The organism is Variovorax sp. EBFNA2 (assembly GCF_033802765.1).
GTDB lineage: Bacteria > Pseudomonadota > Gammaproteobacteria > Burkholderiales > Burkholderiaceae_C > Variovorax > Variovorax paradoxus_H.
The window spans coordinates 6,019,410-6,036,405 of record NZ_CP138496.1; the positions used below are offsets into that span (position 1 = coordinate 6,019,410).

A 16,996-nucleotide genomic window follows, 5' to 3' on the forward strand; every position below is an offset into this window, starting at 1 on the left:
GCGCTCTCTAGTTCTGGCGCCAGGGCAGCCCGCGCTTGCGCCAGCCGCCGATCAACCCGCGGTGCCCGCTCTCGTCCGGGTTGCCCTCGAAGCCTTCGAGGATGTTGTAGGCCTGCACGCCCAGCTCGGTCGCACGCTTCGCCGCGGCGATCGAGCGCACACCGCTGCGGCACAGCAGCACCAGCTTCTTGCCGCCCTCCGCAGCGGCGCGCACGCCGTCGTCGAACGACGGGTTGATCGCCATGCCCGGCCATTGCTTCCAGGCCAGCGGCACGGCGCCGGGCACATAGCCGACCCATTCGCGCTCGGCGTCGGTGCGCACGTCCACCAGCACGGCCTCGCCGCTGGCCATCCACTGCGCGGCTTGTTCGGGCGTCACGTCGCCGGCGTAGCCTTTTTCTCCAACGGGTTCACTCATGTTCGCGTTTTCTTTCCAATTTCTAGGGTTAGCCCGAAGCCTTGGGCGGCTGGGGCCGATCGATCTGCACGCCGGATGATGGAATTTTTCACCGGTTCGTGAAAACCCTGTTTGTCACAAGGTGTGGCGCGCCAAAGATGGAGGTCGCGGCCTGTCGAAACCATAACTTGAAGACGACGGCCTGGGTGTTCCGGTCAGAGAACTTATGGAGAGAGACACATGACAGACAGCAAATCGCCCCGCCGCCGAAGCCTTCTCAAAGGCGCGGCGGTGGCCGCAGGCGCCATGTCGGCGCCTATGGTCAGCATGGCCCAAACCACGTCGCTGCGTTTCCAGAGCACCTGGCCGGCGAAAGACATCTTCCACGAGTACGCACAGGACTTCGCCAAGAAGGTGAACGAGATGGCGGGCAACCGCCTGAAGATCGAAGTGCTGCCCGCCGGCTCGGTGGTGCCCGCCTTCCAGCTGCTCGACGCGGTGGCCAAGGGCACGCTCGACGGCGGCCACGGCGTGGTCGCGTACTGGTACGGCAAGAACTCGGCGCTCGCGCTGTGGGGTTCGGGCCCGGGCTTCGGCATGGACGCCAACATGGTCCTGGCCTGGCACAACTACGGCGGCGGCAAGGCGCTGATCGACGAGATCTACAAGAGCCTGAACCTGGACGTGGTGTCGTACCTGTACGGCCCCATGCCCACGCAGCCGCTGGGCTGGTTCAAGAAGCCGGTGGCCAAGGTCGAGGACATGAAGGGCCTGAAGTTCCGCACCGTGGGCCTGGCGGTGGACGTGTTCACCGACATGGGCACGGCCGTGAACCCGCTGCCCGGCGGCGAGATCGTGCCGGCGCTGGACCGCGGCCTGATCGATGCGGCCGAGTTCAACAACGCGTCGAGCGACCGCGTGCTGGGCTTTCCCGACGTGGCCAAGAACTGCATGCTGCAGAGCTTTCACCAGTCGGGCGAGCAGTTCGAGATTCTCTTCAACAAGGCCAAGCTCACGGCGCTGCCGACCGAGCTCAAGTCGATCATCGACTACGCGGTGCAGGCCTCCAGCGCCGACATGAGCTGGAAGGCGATCCAGCGCAACTCGCAGGACTACATCGAGCTGAAGAAGGCCGGCATCAAGTTCTACAAGACGCCCGACGCCATCCTGCGCGCGCAGCTGGCCTCGTGGGACAAGACGGTGGCCAAGAAGTCGGCCGAGAACCCGATGTTCAAGAAGGTGCTCGACTCGCAGAAGGCCTTTGCCGAGCGCGCAGGCCAATGGCAGAACGACTACACGGTCGATTTCAAGATGGCCTACAACCACTACTTCGGCGCCAAGGCCAAGAAGGCCTGAGGCCATCCGCCGACCTGAGGGCACCCGCGCGGTGCCCTCTTTGCTTGCCTGTCCGCGCGGCATCGCCCGCAGCGAGGAGCCCCTTTCGATGCAATCTTTTTTGTTGGCCGTCGACCGGTTCTCGACCTGGATCGGCAAGACCTTCTCGTGGTGCGCGCTGCTGCTCACGCTGCTCATCAGCTGGGAGGTGTTCTCTCGCTATGTGCTGAACCGCCCGCACGCCTGGGTGCTCGATGCCCAGATCATGTTGTACGGCGCCATGTTCATGACGGCCGGCGCCTACACGCTCTCGAAGAACGGCCATGTGCGCGGTGACGTGCTCTACGGCTTCTTCCGCCCCCGCACGCAGGCGCTGTTCGACCTGGTGCTCTACTTTCTTTTCTTTCTGCCCGGCATCATCGCGCTGACCTGGGCGGGCTGGGTCTATGCGGGCGAGTCGCTGGCCATCCGCGAGCAGACCTTCTCGGCCGAGCCGCTGCCGCTGTACCCGTTCAAGTACGTCATTCCGCTGGCCGGCTTCACGCTGCTGCTGCAGGGCGTGGTCGAGATCATTCGCTGCGTGCAATGCATCCGCACCGGCGCCTGGCCGTCGCGCGAGCAGGACGTGGAAGAAGTCGACGTCGAGAAGCTCAAGGAAATGGTGCACGTGAAGGACGAAGACATCGCCGCGCTCGACCGCGTGGTGGTGGCCAAGGAGGCCGCGCGATGAACATCCGCCGCGAACTCTGGTTCGGCCTGTCGTTCATGGCCCTCATCGTCATCGGCGCGGCAGCCATGCTGCTGAGCGCCGACACCATCACCAACGGCCATCTGGGCCTGTTGATGCTCTCGCTCGTCGTGGTGGCGATCATGCTGGGCTTTCCCACGGCGTTCACGCTGATGGGCATGGGCATGCTCTTCACCTGGCTGGCCTACGACCGCGACTGGCACCGCACGCTCGACCTGATGGTGCAGTCGGCCTACAAGACCATGGCCAACGACGTGCTGATCGCCGTGCCGCTGTTCGTCTTCATGGGCTACCTGGTGGAGCGCGCCAACCTCATCGAGTCGCTCTTCAAGAGCCTGCACCTGGCGCTCGCGCGCCTGCCGGGCGCGCTGGCCGTGGCGACGCTGGTCACCTGCACCATCTTCGCGACTGCCACCGGCATCGTCGGCGCGGTGGTCACGCTCATGGGCCTGCTCGCGCTGCCGGCCATGCTGCGCGCGGGCTACAGCGTGCCGCTGGCCGCGGGTGCGATCACGGCGGGCGGCTGCCTGGGCATCCTGATTCCACCGTCGGTGCTGCTGATCGTGTACGGCGCGACGGCGGGCGTGTCGGTGGTGCAGCTGTACGCGGGCGCTTTCTTTCCGGGGCTGATGCTCGCGTCGCTGTATGTGGTGTATGTGATCGTCATCGCGTGGCTGAAGCCGCAGTGGGCGCCGCCGCTGTCGCAGGCCGAGCGCGTCGTGCCGCTGCCGCCGCTGTCGCAGCGGCTGGCCGACAGCCCCGCCGCGCACGCCGTGGTCGGGCTGCTGAAAGGCCGCCGCAACGCCGACGTGCCGTTCTCGCATGTGCTCAAGCAGCTGGGCATCGTCGTGCTGCCCGGCGCGATCTTCCTGCTGGCCGCGGGCCTGAGCTACCAGTCGGTGACCACCGTGGAAGCGCAGGCGCGCTACGAGATCCAGGAGATCGGCGCGACCGGAACGGGCAGCGGCGAAAGCACTGCGGGCGGCTTGCAGGAGCCGCCGTCGAACGACAGCCTGGGAGAGCCGCCTGCGGAAGGCGGGCTGCAGGAGCCGCCGTCGGAAGAGACGCCCGCGCCGGCCGCCTCGTCTTCAGGCCCGCTGGCCGAACCGCCCGGTGCTGCCGCCGAAGCCGCTGCGCCCGCAGCCGCGGTGGCAGAACCGCCGGCCGCCGCATCGTCAGCGCCGGCCGAAGGCGCCTCGGTGCGCCCCGCGCCGACCTGGTGGTGGGTCACCTTCGCCGTCTTCGGCGCGATGGTCACGCTGTTCTACCTGTTCCTGAGTTTCGCGCGGCTCGAGATCTTCAAGATGCTCCTCGGGTCGTTCTTCCCGCTGGTGCTGCTGATCCTCTCGGTGCTGGGCTCGATCGTGCTGGGCCTGGCCACGCCGACCGAGGCCGCCGCCATGGGCGCACTGGGCGGCATGCTGCTGGCCGCGGCCTACCGGCGGCTCAACCTCACGGTGCTGAAGGAATCGGTCTTCCTCACGGCCAAGACCTCGGCGATGGTGTGCTGGCTGTTCGTCGGCTCGGCCATCTTCTCGGCGGCGTTCGCGCTGCTGGGCGGCCAGGCGCTGGTGGAACAGTGGGTGCTCGGCATGAACCTCACGAAGGTTCAGTTCCTGATCCTGAGCCAGGTCATCATCTTCCTGCTGGGCTGGCCGCTGGAGTGGACCGAGATCATCGTGATCTTCATGCCCATCTTCATTCCGCTGCTGGACAACTTCGGTGTCGACCCGCTGTTCTTCGGCCTGCTGGTGGCGCTGAACCTGCAGACGGCGTTCCTGTCGCCGCCGGTGGCGATGGCCGCCTTCTACCTGAAGGGCGTGAGCCCGTCGCACGTCACGCTGAACCAGATCTTCCTGGGCATGCTGCCGTTCATGGGCATCCAGGTGCTGGCGATCGTGCTGCTGTACATCTGGCCGCAGATCGGGCTGTGGCTGCCGCAGCTGCTCTACAAGTAAGCGGACGGCGCCGGGCGCTGCTCAACGGCGGCGCTCGATCACTTCGAACAGGCCCATGCCCAGCAGCATGGCGCCCACGAAGACCAGCGCCTTGACTTCGCCCGAGCCCAGCGACACCAGCGCGGGCCCGGGGCAGAAGCCCGCGACGCCCCAGCCGACGCCGAACAGCAGGCTACCGCCGACCAGGCGGCGGTCGATGTGGCGCAGGCCGGGCAGCGTGATCGGTCCGCCGAGCAGCGAGTCCTTGCGACGGCCCGCCAGCAGGAAGCCGACGGTGCTCACTGCCACCGCACCGGCCATCACGAAGGCAAGCGAGGGATCCCAGGCCCCGCCCAGATCAAGAAAGCCCAGCACCTTGGCCGGATTGGCCATGCCGGAGACGATGAGGCCGAGCCCGAAGACGAGGCCGGCGAGCAAAGAAGCGAGGGCGGTCCACATGGCAGTCTCCCGGTTCACAGATTCAGCAGGTGGCGCAGCACGAACACCGTGACGAACCCCGCGGCCATGAACGCCAGCGTGGCGACCAGCGAACGCGGCGAGCGCCGCGCCAACCCGCACACGCCGTGGCCGCTGGTGCAGCCCGCGCCATAGCGCGTGCCCACGCCCACCAGCAGGCCGGCCAGCGCGAGCGTGCCGTAGCCCGCGTCGATCTGCGCCGCGGGCAGCACAGTGAACAGCCCGTACACGAGCGGCGCGCCGACCAGCCCGAGCACGAAGGCCGCGCGCCAGGTCACGTCGCCCTTCATGGGGTGCAGCAAGCCGCCCAGCACGCCGCTGACGCCGGCGATGCGGCCGTTGAGCAGCACGAACATCGCCGCGGAAAGTCCGATGAGCACGCCGCCGGCCAGTGCGGCCCAGGGCGTGAAATGAGGCCAGTCGATGGTGGGCATCTTCAGTTCTCCTTCGGGCAGTAGAGGCGGTAGAGCACCGCAAGAATCTCGAGCAGCGCGGGGTCGGCCACGCTGTAGTGGATGTTCTTGCCTTCGCGGCGCGTGGTCACCACGCCCTCGGTGCGCAGCACCGACAGTTGCTGCGACAAGGTGGGCTGGCGGATGCCCAGCACGCTTTCGAGATCGCTCACGCACATCTCGCCCTGCGAGAGCTGGCACAGCAGCAGCAGCCTGTCTTCGTTGGCCAGCAGCTTGAGCACGGCGACCGCCTGGCCGGCCGCACTGCGCAGTTGCGCGGGATCGATGACGAGAGTGGAAGCCTTCATGGGAAGATTGTCAGTTCGTGAATTTATATTCTATCAATTCATATAATATAGATCGCTTGAATGAGCCTTGGCCCTTGTTCGCGAAAGGAGTGCCCATGACCACGCACCGCGCCATCACCCAGGCGTTCTTCGACCCCGCAACGGGTACCGTGTCCTACGTGGTGTGGGACGGCGCCACGCAACGCGCCGCCGTCATCGACCCGGTGCTCGATTACGACTTTCGCTCCGGCCACACCGACACCGTCTCGGCCGACCGCCTGCTGGCGTACGTGCGCGCGCAGGCCTTGCAGGTCGACTGGATTCTGGAAACCCACGCGCACGCCGACCACCTCTCGGGCGCGCGCCATGTGCAGTCGCAGGCCGGCGGGCGCGTCGCCATCGGCGAGCACATCCGCACGGTGCAGGCCACCTTTCGCAGCCTCTACAACCTGGAGCGCGACTTCGTCCCTGACGGCAGCCAGTTCGATCACCTCTTCCAGGATGGCGAGCGCTTTCGCATCGGCGAGATCGAGGCCCAGGCCCTGCGCGTGCCCGGCCACACACCGGCCGACATGGCGTACCTGGTGGACGACGCGGTCTTCGTGGGCGACACGCTCTTCATGCCCGACCTGGGCAGCGCGCGCGCCGACTTTCCGGGCGGCGATGCGCGTGAGCTGTATCGCTCGATGCGCCGGCTGCTCGCGCTGCCGCCCGAGACCACCGTGTACGTCTGCCACGACTACCCGCCCGCCACGCGCGAGCCCCGCTGGCAGAGCACCGTGGCGCAACAGCGCGCCCACAACATCCACGTGCGCGACGGCATCGCCGAAGACGAATTCGTGCGCATGCGCACCGCGCGCGACGCCACCCTCGAAGTGCCGACGCTGATCCTGCCGTCGATGCAGGTCAACGTGCGAGGCGGCCGGTTGCCGCCGCCCGACGACAACGGCGTGGCCTACCTGCGCATTCCGCTGAACACGCTGGCGGGGCATCGCCCGCGCGCCGCGCCGGTGTGACGGCGCTGCTTGCTAGTCAGCGCCGCCGCTCCACATACGGCCGCGCCTGCAGCAGCACGATCTTGTCGCCCACGGTCGCCCACTCGATGTCCTGATCGACCGCATTGAACGTGCGCTTCACCGCCGCGCCCACGTTCGCGAGCCGCACCACCAGTTCGTCGGTGAGCACGTGGCGGCCCAGTTCCACGGGCACTTCCTTCACGCCGCCGTCCTTGTCCAGCTGCAGGGCCGTCTCCTCGGCCGAGCGGCTGAGCACCTGGATGGCTTTGGACCAGCTCGAATACATCACCTGCTCCGCCACGCGCTTGCCCTCGACCACGCGGATGCCGATGCCGCGCTTGGCCGAGATGTAGGTGACGTGCGGATGCCCCGCGTCGAAGGGGTCGCGCGTGATCATCACGCCGGCGTTCGTCGCGTCGATGGCGGTCTGCACGAACACGCCCATCAGCACCGACTCGGCGCCGAAGCCCGCGGCGCTGCGCGCCTCCCAGGCCTCGGGATTGAACACCGAAGCCCAGACCTTCTTCACCGCGAGTTCGAGCGCATCACCAGTCTTCACGTTGGGCACCGTCGTGTAGAGCCCCGCGCCGCTGAAGCCCGGCAGATCTTCCGAGTTGGACGAGCTGCGCACGAACACGCCGCCCCCACCCAGCTGCGATTGCCACGCGGCGCGCCAAGCTGCCGCGGTGCCCGCATCGACGGGCCATTGCACGATCTCCTCGCGCAGCTGCGCCAGCGCCTTCAGCCGCACCTGCGGGTCGCCCGCGAAGCCGGGTTGCTGCTGCATGCGCGCGATGCGCTCGGCCAGCCCGTTCGATCGCATGAAGCGGTCGTAGTGTGCAAACGGAATGCAGAAGCCGTCGGGCACGGTGGTCGAGGGAATACGCGCGGCCAGCACCGCACCAAGGTTGGCCGCCTTCGAGCCGCATTGCACGCTGTTCCGCGCACGCAGCGAGGCCAAGGGCAGCAGGCGCGTTTCGCGCAGATCGGGCTTCGCGGCCTTGCTGCCGGGCAGCGCGCCGGTGGCAGCGGTACGCGCAGCGCGCGGCGGCAGCGCGGCGATTTCTTCCGCCGTGAGGCGGCGCAGCTGGTAGCCCGAGGCCGCCACCTTCAGCGCCACCCACTGGCCCGCGTGCTCGCGCAGCACGGATGCGGCATCGCGCACATAGGCGTTCGGAATGCCCCAGCCCTTGGCCAGCAGGTTGACGTGCGACAGCGCCGTGGACGGCCGCTCGGTCAGCACGCCGGCCACCGGCGGCAGGTTGATCGGCACCTCGCGCAGCACGGCGATGTCGTCGGGCAGCAAGGCGTTCAGGCCCGAGGCGTCGTTCACGATGCGCACGCGACCCGTGGCGGTGCCGAGGTTCATCGGCAAAAAGGGCTGCTCGCGGATCAGCGCCTCCTGGCTCACGAAGTCGATGCCGGCTTCTTTTGCGATGCGCTCGTGCAGCGTCGAGTTGGTCTTGAACTTCACTGGCGCGAAGAAGCTGGCCTTCACCTGCGCCTCGGCCTCGCGCAGCAAGGGCACCGTGAGCCGGTCGCCTTCCCAGAACTCGTAGGTGAAGGTGCCGATGTTCTGCTGCCAGCTCAGCGTGCCGAACAGAAAGCGCCGGTCGGGCACGAGGTAGTTGCGGTCGATCTCGCGCTTGACCGTGTTCGGCGTGAGCCGCGTGTCGCGCAGGAAGCGCACGTGCAGCTGGAAGCGCGGCGTGTCGATGTAGTGCATGCGCGCCGGCCTGGCCTTGCGGTCGATCGCGAACAGCACGTGCGCCAGCTGCATCGGCGTGCCGGCGTCGTAGACGCGCGCCAGCGCATCGAAATCGCCCTGGCTGCGCAGCGCCGGCAACGAGGCCGGCACGGCGGGGCGCGGCACGAGCTGCGCGGCCGGCCCTTCGGGCTGCGGCTGGTTCTGCTGCTGGTAGTACGACGGCTTGCGCGCGAGCTGCGCGCCGGCGCTCAGGCAGACGAGCGCGAGCGCGCACAGGGCCACGCCCTTCTGCGGCCACCCGGCCCCGATGCCGAGGATGTTTCTATGGCTGTGCGTGTTGTTCTTCATGAGGCCTCGGACTCCCGTTGCGACGAGCGCGAATTCTCGCTCGCCACCGGCCCTCAAGCCCCGCCACGAGCACCGCCTTCGCCTCACCGCTACAGTCGGTCGCAAGGAGCGTCTTTCTCATGCAACCATTCGATTTCGACCTCTTCGTCATTGGCGGCGGCAGCGGCGGCGTGCGTGCCGCGCGCATGGCGGCGCAAACCGGCGCGCGCGTCGCGCTGGCCGAGGCCGCCGAACTCGGCGGCACCTGCGTCAACGTGGGCTGCATCCCGAAGAAGCTCTACAGCTACGCCGCCGGCTATGCCGAGGCCTTCGAGGAAGCCGAAGGCTACGGCTGGAAGCTGCCCGAGGCGCCGCAGTTCGACTGGGCCCACCTCAAGACGCAGCGCGCCAAGGAGATCAGCCGGCTCAACGGCATCTACGGCTCGTTGCTGAAGAACTCGGGCGTCACGCTCGTCACCGGCTGGGCGCAGCTGGTCGATGCCCACACCGTGGAAATCGAAGGCAAGCGCCACACCGCGCGCCACCTGCTGGTGGCCACCGGCGGCACGCCCTTCGTGCCCGCAATTGCGGGCCGCGAACACATCGTGACCTCCGACGCGATGTTCGACCTCGATCCGTTCCCCAAGCGCCTGCTGGTGGTCGGCGGCGGCTACATCGCCTGCGAGTTCGCATCGATCTTCAACGGCCTGGGCTCGAAGGTGACGCAGCTGCACCGCCGCGCCCACCTGCTCACCGGCTTCGACGACGACGTGCGCCAGTTCCTCGCGCACGAGATGGGCAAGGCCGGCGTCGACGTGCGCCTGAACTGCGAGGCCTCGTCGATCGCACGCGGGCCCGATGGGCTCGTGGTCACGCTCGCGCGCGGTCAGCAGATCGAGGCCGACACCGTGCTCTTCGCCACCGGCCGCGTGCCCAACACGCAGGGGCTTGGCCTCGAGGCGGCGGGCGTGAAGGTCGATGACAAGGGCGCCATCGCGGTCGATGCGCACTACCGCACCTCGGTGCCGTCGATCTACGCAGTGGGCGACGTGTCGACCCGCGTGCAGCTCACACCCGTGGCGCTGGCCGAGGCGATGGTGGTGGTCGATGCGCTGTTCGGCAAGGGCAAGCGCGGCATGGACTACGAGTTCATTCCCACCGCCGTGTTCACCCACCCCAACATCGGCACCTGCGGCTACAGCGAGATCGACGCCCGCGCGAAGTTCGGCGAGGTCACCGTGTTCTCCAGCGAGTTCAAGTCGCTGCGCCACACGCTCTCGGGCCGCAGCGAGCGCACCTTCATGAAGCTCGTGGTCGACAAGAAAAGCGACCGCGTGGTGGGCCTGCACATGGTCGGCGCGGACGCGGGCGAGGTGGTGCAGGGCTTTGCGGTGGCGATGCGCGCGGGCGCGACGAAGGCGCTGTTCGACAGCACTATCGGCATCCATCCCACCGCTGCTGAAGAGTTCGTGACGATGCGCGAACCAATGCCCGGCTAGACGCCGGCCTGGGGCTGCTTGCCTTCGAGCAGCTTCACCATCACGAACAGCACGCGGTTCGCCGGCGTCGGCACACCCAGTGCCTCGCCGCGCCGCACGACCAGCCCGTTGAGGTGGTCGATCTCGCTGCGCTTGCTGCGCGCGAGGTCTTGCGCGGTCGACGAATACTGCGAGGGCATCGACTGCGCGATGCCGCGAAGGGCCGCATCGGTGTCGCCCGGAATGACGACGCCTTCGGCCTTCGCCACCGCAAGACATTCGGCGACCACGTCGCGGATCACGTCGTTCACGCCGGTGCCCTGCACGAGCACGCCGTACGGCAGCTGCGACACGGCCGACAGCGCGTTGTAGGCGCAGTTGAGCACCAGCTTGGCCCACAGCGCGCCGCGCACGTTGTCGGAAATCTGCGTGGGCACGCCGGCGGCGACCAATGCCTGCGCGACCTCCTCGCTGCGGCGCGACGGCGCGATCACCAGTTCGCCGCGGCCGTGGTGCTTCACGTGGCCCGGCCCGGCCATCTCGGTCGCCACGTAGACCACGGCAGCGGCCACGTCGTGCGACGGCAGCGCCGCGCGCACGCGCTCGTCGTTGTCGACGCCGTTCTGCAGCGTGAGCACCAACGCACCGGGCGCGAGGTGCGACTGGATCTGCGCGGCGGCCGATTCGGTGTCGGTGGACTTCACGCAGAACAGCACGAGGTCGGCGCCCTGCACCGCGTCCGCTTCGGTGCTCGCATCGAGCGGCACCTGTTCATCGAAAGTCTTCGTCTCCAGCCGCAGCCCGTTCGCGCGCACCGCCTCCACATGCGAAGGCCGGCCGATCAGCACCACCGCGTGGCCTGCGCGCGCCAGCATGGCGCCGTAGTAACAGCCGACCGCGCCGGCACCCATGACTGCGACTTTCATTCCTTCACCTTCCTGCATTCGTTGAGCGGAAACCATCGAGGTTAATCACTTCGCGCCCGGCGCGCCGGGGCGCGCGCCGAAGCACGACAGCGCCGCGCGGCGACCGCCCGCGCGTCACGCCCGCATTGCACAATGACGCCATGCCCTACATGCCCACCTTCGTCGCTCCCGCCCGCTTCACCGACGCCGCCGAGGCGCTCGACCAGGTCAAAGCCATCTACCAGGGCGGGCTCGCCCACCTGCGTGAGTCGATGCTGCGCTTCGTGGCCGGGGAGGCGCTGCCGGGCCGGGTGCGGGCCTGCTACCCGTTCGTGCGGGTGCACACGCACACGGTGTCGCGTCACACGCCGCCGGCCAACGCCGGCCTGAGCTACGGCTTCGTGGCCGGCCCCGGCCGCTACGAGACCACGCTGACGCGGCCCGACCTGTTCTCGCGCTACTACCTCGACCAGTTCCGCCTGCTGCTCGAGAACCACCAGGTCGAACTCGAGGTGGGCACCAGCACGCAGCCGATTCCCATCCACTTCTCGTTCGCCGAGAACGACCACATCGAAGGCACGATGAGCACCGAGCGCCGCGCCCTCATGCGCGACGTGTTCGACCTGCCCGACCTGGGCGCCATGGACGACGGCATTGCCAACGGCACCTTCGAGGCGCTGCCCGGCGAGCCGCAGCCGCTGTCGCTGTTCACGGCGGCGCGCGTCGACTACTCGCTGCACCGCCTGCGCCACTACACGGGCACGGCGCCCGAGTGGTTCCAGAACTTCGTGCTGTTCACCAACTACCAGTTCTACATCGACGAGTTCGTGCGCCTGGGCCACGAGGCCATGGCCGACGAGAACAGCGAGTACATCGCCTTCATCGAGCCCGGCAACGTGATCACGCGCCGGCGCGGGCTGGCCGCGGGCCAGAGCGACACCTTCGCCCATCTGCTGGACGGCAGCCAGGGCACCGCGCCGCCGCGCCTGCCGCAGATGCCGGCCTACCACCTGGTGCGCGAGGACTACAGCGGCATCACCATGACCAACATCGGCGTCGGCCCGGCCAACGCCAAGACCATCACCGACCACATCGCCGTGCTGCGCCCGCACGCCTGGATGATGCTGGGCCACTGCGCCGGCCTGCGCAACACGCAGCAGCTGGGCGACTACGTGCTGGCCCACGCCTACGTGCGCGAGGACCACGTGCTCGACGAAGAGCTGCCGCTGTGGGTGCCGATTCCGGCACTGTCGGAAATCCAGCTCGCGCTCGAGCAGGCCGTGGCCGACGTCACGAAGTGCGAAGGGCCCGAGCTCAAGAAGATCATGCGCACCGGCACCGTGGCCAGCACCGACAACCGCAACTGGGAGCTGCTGCCCGCCAACCAGCCGCAGCGCCGCTTCAGCCAGAGCCGCGCCGTCGCGTTGGACATGGAAAGCGCGACCATCGCGGCCAACGGCTTCCGCTTCCGGGTGCCCTACGGCACGCTGCTGTGCGTGAGCGACAAGCCGCTGCACGGCGAGATCAAGCTGCCCGGCATGGCCAACCACTTCTACCGCGAGCGCGTCGAGCAGCACCTGCGCATCGGCATGCGCGCCATCGAGATCCTGCGCCAGGAAGGCACGACCCGGCTGCACAGTCGCAAGCTGCGAAGCTTTGCGGAAGTGGCTTTCCAGTAGGCTGCGGCGCCTTTCTCCCGGTCTTCGCCTCAGGGTTTCTCCCTGTGAGGCCGAAGACGGGATGGCGGTGTTTCGCGGACATCATTGGCTGTCACGTACACCACCGGAAACACGATGCGCCCGTCTTCGCCGCCTGCCGCCGCCCTCCCCCTGTCCCGCCGCCGATTCGGCACCTGGCTGGCCGCCTCGGCCGCTGCCGCCGGTGCGGGCCAGGCCGCGCTGTGGGCCGGCAACGCCCGCGCGGCCGACGCGCCGCTGAGCAGCAAGCTGCGCATCGTCATTCCCGCGAACGAAGGCGGCGGCTGGGACCAGACCGGCCGCGCCCTCGGCGCCGCCCTGCTGGCCTCGGGCGCCGTGGGCACCGTCACCTACGAGAACATCGGCGGCAAGGGCGGCACCATCGGGCTGGCCAGGTACGTCGAGAAGTACGACGCCGACCCCGAGGCGCTGCTGGTCAGCGGCATGGTGATGGTCGGCGCGGTGGCGCTGCAGAAGCCCGCCGTCACGCTGGCGCATGTGTCGCCCGTGGCGCGGCTCACCAGCGACTACGAGGTGGTGGCCGTCAAGGCCGACTCGCCCATCAAGACCCCCAAGGACCTCATCGCCCAGCTGCGCGCCGATGCCGCCAGCACGGTCATCGCCGGCGGTTCGGCCGGCGGCGTGGACCACATGTTCGCCGGCATGCTGGCGCGCGTGGCCGGCGCCTCGGCGTCGCTGAACTACCAGCCGCACCCGGGCGGCGCGCAGGTGGTCGAAGCGCTCGAGACGGGCAAGGCCGCGGCCGGCATCTCGGGCTACAGCGAGTTCGCCGAGCACATCACGAGCGGCAAGCTGCGCGCCATCGGCGTGTCGTCCAAGCATCCGTTCCAGGGCATTGCGTCGGTGCGCCAGCAGGGCGTGGACGCCGATCTGGCCAACTGGCGCGGCGTGATGACCGGCAAGAAGGTGCCGCCCTACCGCCGCGGCCAGCTGCTCGAGGCCGTGCAACGCGCCACCACGCACGACCTCTGGCAGAAGACCATCAAGCGCAACAACTGGGACCCGTACTGGATGGCGGGCAAGGACTTCGAGAGCTTTCTTGAACTCGATACGGCGATGGCCGGTCCGCTGATCTATCTGCTCAAACTGAAGGCCTGAGCAGATCGTGGCGCGGCGCGCGAGCGCCGCCCGCGGTCATCGGCAGAGCCAGGTGCGTGTGCACTGGGTGGCAATCCGGAAGACGCGCTTTGCCGGCAGGCTGCCGTTCGCCGGAACGAAGGTGTACTGGGCTCCGCCCTTGGCGCCTTCGGTGTTGAGCTGTGCCACCCAATCCGCATCGCTGCTCATCACGGCATCGACCACGTAGTAGTAATAGGTGGTCGGATCGTTGCTCACCTTGACGTAGTAGGTGCCACGCGAGGCCACGGAGGTGAGCGGTACAAAGCCCCTGTCGCCCATTGCGTTGAGCGTTTCAAGGCTGTCGCTCATTACGTCCCGCGGAAAAGCCTTGAACTCGTAGGCGCAGCGATCACTGGCGCCCTGCTGTCGGATCAGAGAGAGCTTCGGCGCATCCCATTCGCCCGACTGCCGGCAATAGCCTTGTGCGCCCATCGCATTGAGCCGTGCCAGGACATCGTCGCTGGCGCCGAACCAGTCGGCATCGACCGGCATGCTCTCGTACGTTGCGGCTGTGGCCGGTCTTCCATAGAGGTATTGCACGCCCGTTCCGCCCTGACCGGGGAAGAACATCATCGGCAGGAAGCTCGCGGCAGCCTCACCATTCGGAGGCGAGGCCTTGTCGAAGGTCCACACATAGGACGACTCCAGCGACGACTTGGCGAAGATGCCATTGCCCGTCTGAGAATTGAGAAAGCCGGCGTAGTAATAGCCCACGAACTCAGGGCTGTTCAGCAGACCGAGCACCGTTGTGGCCATGGTGCCGGCGAAGGGGTTGCCTGCTTCTGTGATCTTGGCCAGCTTGTAGGTGTAGGTGACGACGGGGCCAGGTCGAGGCCCAGTTCCACCCGGCTCCGGCTGGCCTGGTCCGGGACCAGGACCGGCTCCGGGCTCCGGATCGGTCGTTGTGTTCGGCGTGGTTTGCGTGCCCGCGGGCGGTGTCTGCGATGTACCTGTCACTGGTGGAACGAAGCCGGCAAAACCACCGCCGCCTCCACCGCCTCCGCCCCCACCTCCGCACGCCCCCAGAACGATGCAGCTCACGGCCGCCCATGTTTTCACAGTCACGGTCTCTCTCCCTTGGAAACCGAAGATGGTAGTCAGGTCGCAGCGCCCCGTTCACTGGGGTTCGCCCGCAGGACAGACGTTCAGGCAAACAACTCCGGCATCTCCCGCAGCGCCTTCGGCGTCAGCGTGAGCGCGCGCCCGTCGAGCGCTTGCCGCACCCAGCCGCGCCGCAGCGACAGCTGCAGCCACGCGGCGCCGAGTGCGCCGCCCAGGTGCGGGCGGCGTTCGCTCCAGTCGAGGCAGGCGCAGGCGAAGCGGCGGCGTGAACGGCGCACGGCATCGACCTCGACGCCCAGGCTTTCCAGCGCGATCGCGCCGTCGGGCGTGAGGTCGTACGACCCGCTCTCCAGCCCGCTGAGCCAGCCCTGCGCATGCAGCCGGTCGTGCAGCGCGACGCCCGCGGTGCCGGCCATGTGGTCGTAGCAGGTGCGGGCGCTGCGCAGGCGGCTCGGCGTGTTGGGCTGAAAGGCGGCCGCCGTGGGGCGCGGCGCGCCGGCCACGACCATGAGGCTTTCGAGCGCGGCAGCCACATCGTCGCTGGCCAGGCGGAAGTAGCGGTGCTTGCCTTGCACAAGCACCTCAACCAGCCGCTCTTCCTTCAGGCGCGCGAGGTGCGCGCTCGCAGTCGAGGCGGCCACCTCGGCCACGGTGGCGAGCTCGGTCGCGGTGCGGGCGTGGCCGTCCATCAGGCAGTTCAGCATGCGGGCGCGCGCCGGTTCGGCGATGGCGCCGGCGAGGCGGGCGAGCTGGAAGTCGGAAGCGGTGGTGTCGTCCATGCGGCCATCCTAAAGCGGCGGCGCATTCCACACTTCGTTCGCGACCGAAGTGTGTCGGCAGCTGCGAACGCACACTGCGCGCCATGACTGCCGCAGTGCTCACCCCTCACCCCGCCAACCCGGTCGCCGCTGCCACGCATGCCGACCCGTACCCGTACTACGCCACGCTGCGCGACGGCCCGCCGCTCGCGTGGCACGACGGCTTGCGCGTGTGGGTTGCGAGCCGCGCCGATGTGGTCATGCAGGTGTTGCAAGCCCATGGCGCGCTGCGCGTGCGCCCCGCCGCCGAGCCCGTGCCGCGCGCGATCGTGGGCAGCCCGGCCGGCGAGGTGTTCGGCCATCTGGTGCGCATGAACGATGGCCCCGCGCACCAGGCGCACCGGCCGGCGTTGCAACGCGCGCTGGCCGGGCTCGACCTTCATGCGGCGCACGCCGCCGCGCTCGCAATCGCGCAGCAGATGCCTGCGCACGCACCGCTGTCCGATGCGCTGTTCTCGCTGCCCGTGCGGGCGATGGCGCAGCTGCTCGGCTTCGACGACGCGACGCTGCCGCAATTGGACCGCTGGATGCGTGACTTCGTCGCCTGCCTCTCACCGCTGTCGAACGCCGACCAGTTGCAGGCGGCGAGCGCGGCGGCCTGCGAGCTGATGACCCGCTTCGAAGCCCTGAGCGCGAACGCTTCGCCGCGCGACGGCACGCTGCTGGCGGCGGTGCTGGCCGAAAGCGCCGCGAGCGCGCCGCTCTCGCGCGCGCTGCTGGCGAACCTCGTGGGCCTGCTCTCGCAGACCTGCGACGCCACGGCGGGCCTGCTTGGCAACAGCCTGATCGCACTGGCGCGCGAGCCTGCGCTGCGCCCGCTGGCACGCACGCGCGACGGGCTGCTCGCGATCGTCGAAGAGACGGCGCGCCACGACCCGTCGGTGCAGAACACGCGCCGCTTCGCGATCGAACCCATCGAGATCGCCGGCACCTCGCTGGCGGCGGGCGCTGCAGTGCTGGTACTGCTGGCCTCGGCGCACCGCGACCCGGCGTTCAACCCCGAGCCCGATCGCTTCATGCCCGTGCGTGCCCAGCGCCGCGTGCTCGGCTTCGGCCATGGCATGCATGCGTGCCCCGGGCAGGCACTGGCCTGCACGCTGGCCGCTGCGGGCCTCGAAGCGCTATTGCGCCCACAACGCGCATCCGATCTCGACGCGCTTCGCTGGCGCTACCGGCCGTCGGTCAACGGACGCATTCCCGTCTTCGACTGAG

Annotated in this window: 16 protein-coding genes; 8 read left to right on the forward strand and 8 right to left on the reverse strand. The window is 68.5% G+C overall.

Annotated features, from left to right (window positions below):
• Positions 1–7 precede the first annotated feature (7 nt).
• Positions 8–418 carry a rhodanese-like domain-containing protein gene (locus RZE79_RS28335; RefSeq protein ID WP_319357780.1) on the reverse strand — a complete coding sequence of 137 codons (411 nt, stop codon included), beginning with the start codon at positions 416–418 and terminating at the stop codon, positions 8–10.
• A 219-nt stretch (positions 419–637) separates the two neighbouring features.
• Here RZE79_RS28335 and RZE79_RS28340 point away from each other — a divergent pair, with 219 nt between their 5' ends.
• From RZE79_RS28340 to RZE79_RS28350, 3 genes are all read left to right on the forward strand, one after another.
• Positions 638–1,753, forward strand: a complete 1,116-nt coding sequence (locus tag RZE79_RS28340) for a TRAP transporter substrate-binding protein (RefSeq protein ID WP_319357781.1) — start codon at positions 638–640, stop codon at positions 1,751–1,753.
• A gap of 88 nt (positions 1,754–1,841) precedes the next feature.
• The gene (locus RZE79_RS28345) at positions 1,842–2,462 is read left to right on the forward strand and encodes a TRAP transporter small permease subunit (protein WP_319357782.1); all 621 of its coding nucleotides are present in this window, start codon (positions 1,842–1,844) and stop codon (positions 2,460–2,462) included.
• Complete coding sequence (locus tag RZE79_RS28350; protein WP_319357783.1) at positions 2,459–4,438, forward strand: TRAP transporter large permease subunit; 1,980 nt, start codon at positions 2,459–2,461, stop codon at positions 4,436–4,438. Before RZE79_RS28345 ends, RZE79_RS28350 begins: the two co-directional genes overlap by 4 nt.
• A 21-nt stretch (positions 4,439–4,459) precedes the next feature.
• Here RZE79_RS28350 and RZE79_RS28355 read toward each other — a convergent pair whose 3' ends face one another.
• From RZE79_RS28355 to RZE79_RS28365, 3 genes are read right to left on the reverse strand one after another with little or no spacing between them, the layout of a single operon-like run.
• Positions 4,460–4,876, reverse strand: coding sequence for a DUF6691 family protein (locus RZE79_RS28355; RefSeq protein WP_319357784.1), 417 nt, complete (start codon positions 4,874–4,876; stop codon positions 4,460–4,462).
• Between the two features lie 14 nt (positions 4,877–4,890).
• Positions 4,891–5,328: a YeeE/YedE family protein gene (locus tag RZE79_RS28360; RefSeq protein WP_319357785.1), complete on the reverse strand. Its 438-nt coding sequence runs from the start codon at positions 5,326–5,328 to the stop codon at positions 4,891–4,893.
• Between the two features lie 2 nt (positions 5,329–5,330).
• Positions 5,331–5,654: a helix-turn-helix transcriptional regulator gene (locus tag RZE79_RS28365; protein WP_153281745.1), complete on the reverse strand. Its 324-nt coding sequence runs from the start codon at positions 5,652–5,654 to the stop codon at positions 5,331–5,333.
• 95 nt (positions 5,655–5,749) lie between these two features.
• Here RZE79_RS28365 and RZE79_RS28370 point away from each other — a divergent pair, with 95 nt between their 5' ends.
• The gene (locus tag RZE79_RS28370; protein ID WP_319357786.1) at positions 5,750–6,649 is read left to right on the forward strand and encodes an MBL fold metallo-hydrolase; all 900 of its coding nucleotides are present in this window, start codon (positions 5,750–5,752) and stop codon (positions 6,647–6,649) included.
• Between the two features lie 16 nt (positions 6,650–6,665).
• Here RZE79_RS28370 and RZE79_RS28375 read toward each other — a convergent pair whose 3' ends face one another.
• Complete coding sequence (locus RZE79_RS28375; protein WP_319357787.1) at positions 6,666–8,705, reverse strand: PEP/pyruvate-binding domain-containing protein; 2,040 nt, start codon at positions 8,703–8,705, stop codon at positions 6,666–6,668.
• 119 nt (positions 8,706–8,824) lie between these two features.
• Here RZE79_RS28375 and gorA point away from each other — a divergent pair, with 119 nt between their 5' ends.
• A complete protein-coding gene (gorA, locus tag RZE79_RS28380) occupies positions 8,825–10,183 on the forward strand; it encodes a glutathione-disulfide reductase (RefSeq protein ID WP_319357788.1) in 1,359 nt (452 codons plus the stop codon).
• Here gorA and RZE79_RS28385 read toward each other — a convergent pair.
• Positions 10,180–11,088 (reverse strand): 2-dehydropantoate 2-reductase, encoded by a 909-nt coding sequence (locus tag RZE79_RS28385; protein ID WP_319357789.1) that lies wholly within the window; start codon positions 11,086–11,088, stop codon positions 10,180–10,182. The genes gorA and RZE79_RS28385 overlap by 4 nt on opposite strands.
• A 140-nt stretch (positions 11,089–11,228) precedes the next feature.
• Between RZE79_RS28385 and RZE79_RS28390 the strand changes: the two genes are divergently transcribed.
• The gene (locus tag RZE79_RS28390; RefSeq protein ID WP_319357790.1) at positions 11,229–12,746 is read left to right on the forward strand and encodes an AMP nucleosidase; all 1,518 of its coding nucleotides are present in this window, start codon (positions 11,229–11,231) and stop codon (positions 12,744–12,746) included.
• Positions 12,747–12,860: 114 nt separating this feature from the next.
• A complete protein-coding gene (locus RZE79_RS28395) occupies positions 12,861–13,883 on the forward strand; it encodes a Bug family tripartite tricarboxylate transporter substrate binding protein (RefSeq protein WP_373696515.1) in 1,023 nt (340 codons plus the stop codon).
• 36 nt (positions 13,884–13,919) lie between these two features.
• On the opposite strand, the gene RZE79_RS28400 is transcribed toward RZE79_RS28395, so the two are convergent.
• A complete protein-coding gene (locus tag RZE79_RS28400) occupies positions 13,920–14,969 on the reverse strand; it encodes a hypothetical protein (protein WP_319357791.1) in 1,050 nt (349 codons plus the stop codon).
• Positions 14,970–15,049: 80 nt separating this feature from the next.
• The gene (locus RZE79_RS28405; protein WP_319357792.1) at positions 15,050–15,745 is read right to left on the reverse strand and encodes a helix-turn-helix transcriptional regulator; all 696 of its coding nucleotides are present in this window, start codon (positions 15,743–15,745) and stop codon (positions 15,050–15,052) included.
• 83 nt (positions 15,746–15,828) lie between these two features.
• On the opposite strand from RZE79_RS28405, the gene RZE79_RS28410 reads away from it, so the two are divergent.
• Entirely contained in the window at positions 15,829–16,995 is a 1,167-nt protein-coding gene (locus RZE79_RS28410; protein ID WP_319357793.1) for a cytochrome P450, read from the forward strand.
• Position 16,996: the final 1 nt, after the last annotated feature.

Coding starts and splice junctions, on each gene's coding strand:
- RZE79_RS28335 (WP_319357780.1), bottom strand. CDS start 418: ATGAGTGAACCCGTTGGAGAAAAAGGCTACGCCGGCGACGTGACGCCC.
- RZE79_RS28340 (WP_319357781.1), top strand. CDS start 638: ATGACAGACAGCAAATCGCCCCGCCGCCGAAGCCTTCTCAAAGGCGCG.
- RZE79_RS28345 (WP_319357782.1), top strand. CDS start 1,842: ATGCAATCTTTTTTGTTGGCCGTCGACCGGTTCTCGACCTGGATCGGC.
- RZE79_RS28350 (WP_319357783.1), top strand. CDS start 2,459: ATGAACATCCGCCGCGAACTCTGGTTCGGCCTGTCGTTCATGGCCCTC.
- RZE79_RS28355 (WP_319357784.1), bottom strand. CDS start 4,876: ATGTGGACCGCCCTCGCTTCTTTGCTCGCCGGCCTCGTCTTCGGGCTC.
- RZE79_RS28360 (WP_319357785.1), bottom strand. CDS start 5,328: ATGCCCACCATCGACTGGCCTCATTTCACGCCCTGGGCCGCACTGGCC.
- RZE79_RS28365 (WP_153281745.1), bottom strand. CDS start 5,654: ATGAAGGCTTCCACTCTCGTCATCGATCCCGCGCAACTGCGCAGTGCG.
- RZE79_RS28370 (WP_319357786.1), top strand. CDS start 5,750: ATGACCACGCACCGCGCCATCACCCAGGCGTTCTTCGACCCCGCAACG.
- RZE79_RS28375 (WP_319357787.1), bottom strand. CDS start 8,705: ATGAAGAACAACACGCACAGCCATAGAAACATCCTCGGCATCGGGGCC.
- gorA (WP_319357788.1), top strand. CDS start 8,825: ATGCAACCATTCGATTTCGACCTCTTCGTCATTGGCGGCGGCAGCGGC.
- RZE79_RS28385 (WP_319357789.1), bottom strand. CDS start 11,088: ATGAAAGTCGCAGTCATGGGTGCCGGCGCGGTCGGCTGTTACTACGGC.
- RZE79_RS28390 (WP_319357790.1), top strand. CDS start 11,229: ATGCCCTACATGCCCACCTTCGTCGCTCCCGCCCGCTTCACCGACGCC.
- RZE79_RS28395 (WP_373696515.1), top strand. CDS start 12,861: ATGCGCCCGTCTTCGCCGCCTGCCGCCGCCCTCCCCCTGTCCCGCCGC.
- RZE79_RS28405 (WP_319357792.1), bottom strand. CDS start 15,745: ATGGACGACACCACCGCTTCCGACTTCCAGCTCGCCCGCCTCGCCGGC.
- RZE79_RS28410 (WP_319357793.1), top strand. CDS start 15,829: ATGACTGCCGCAGTGCTCACCCCTCACCCCGCCAACCCGGTCGCCGCT.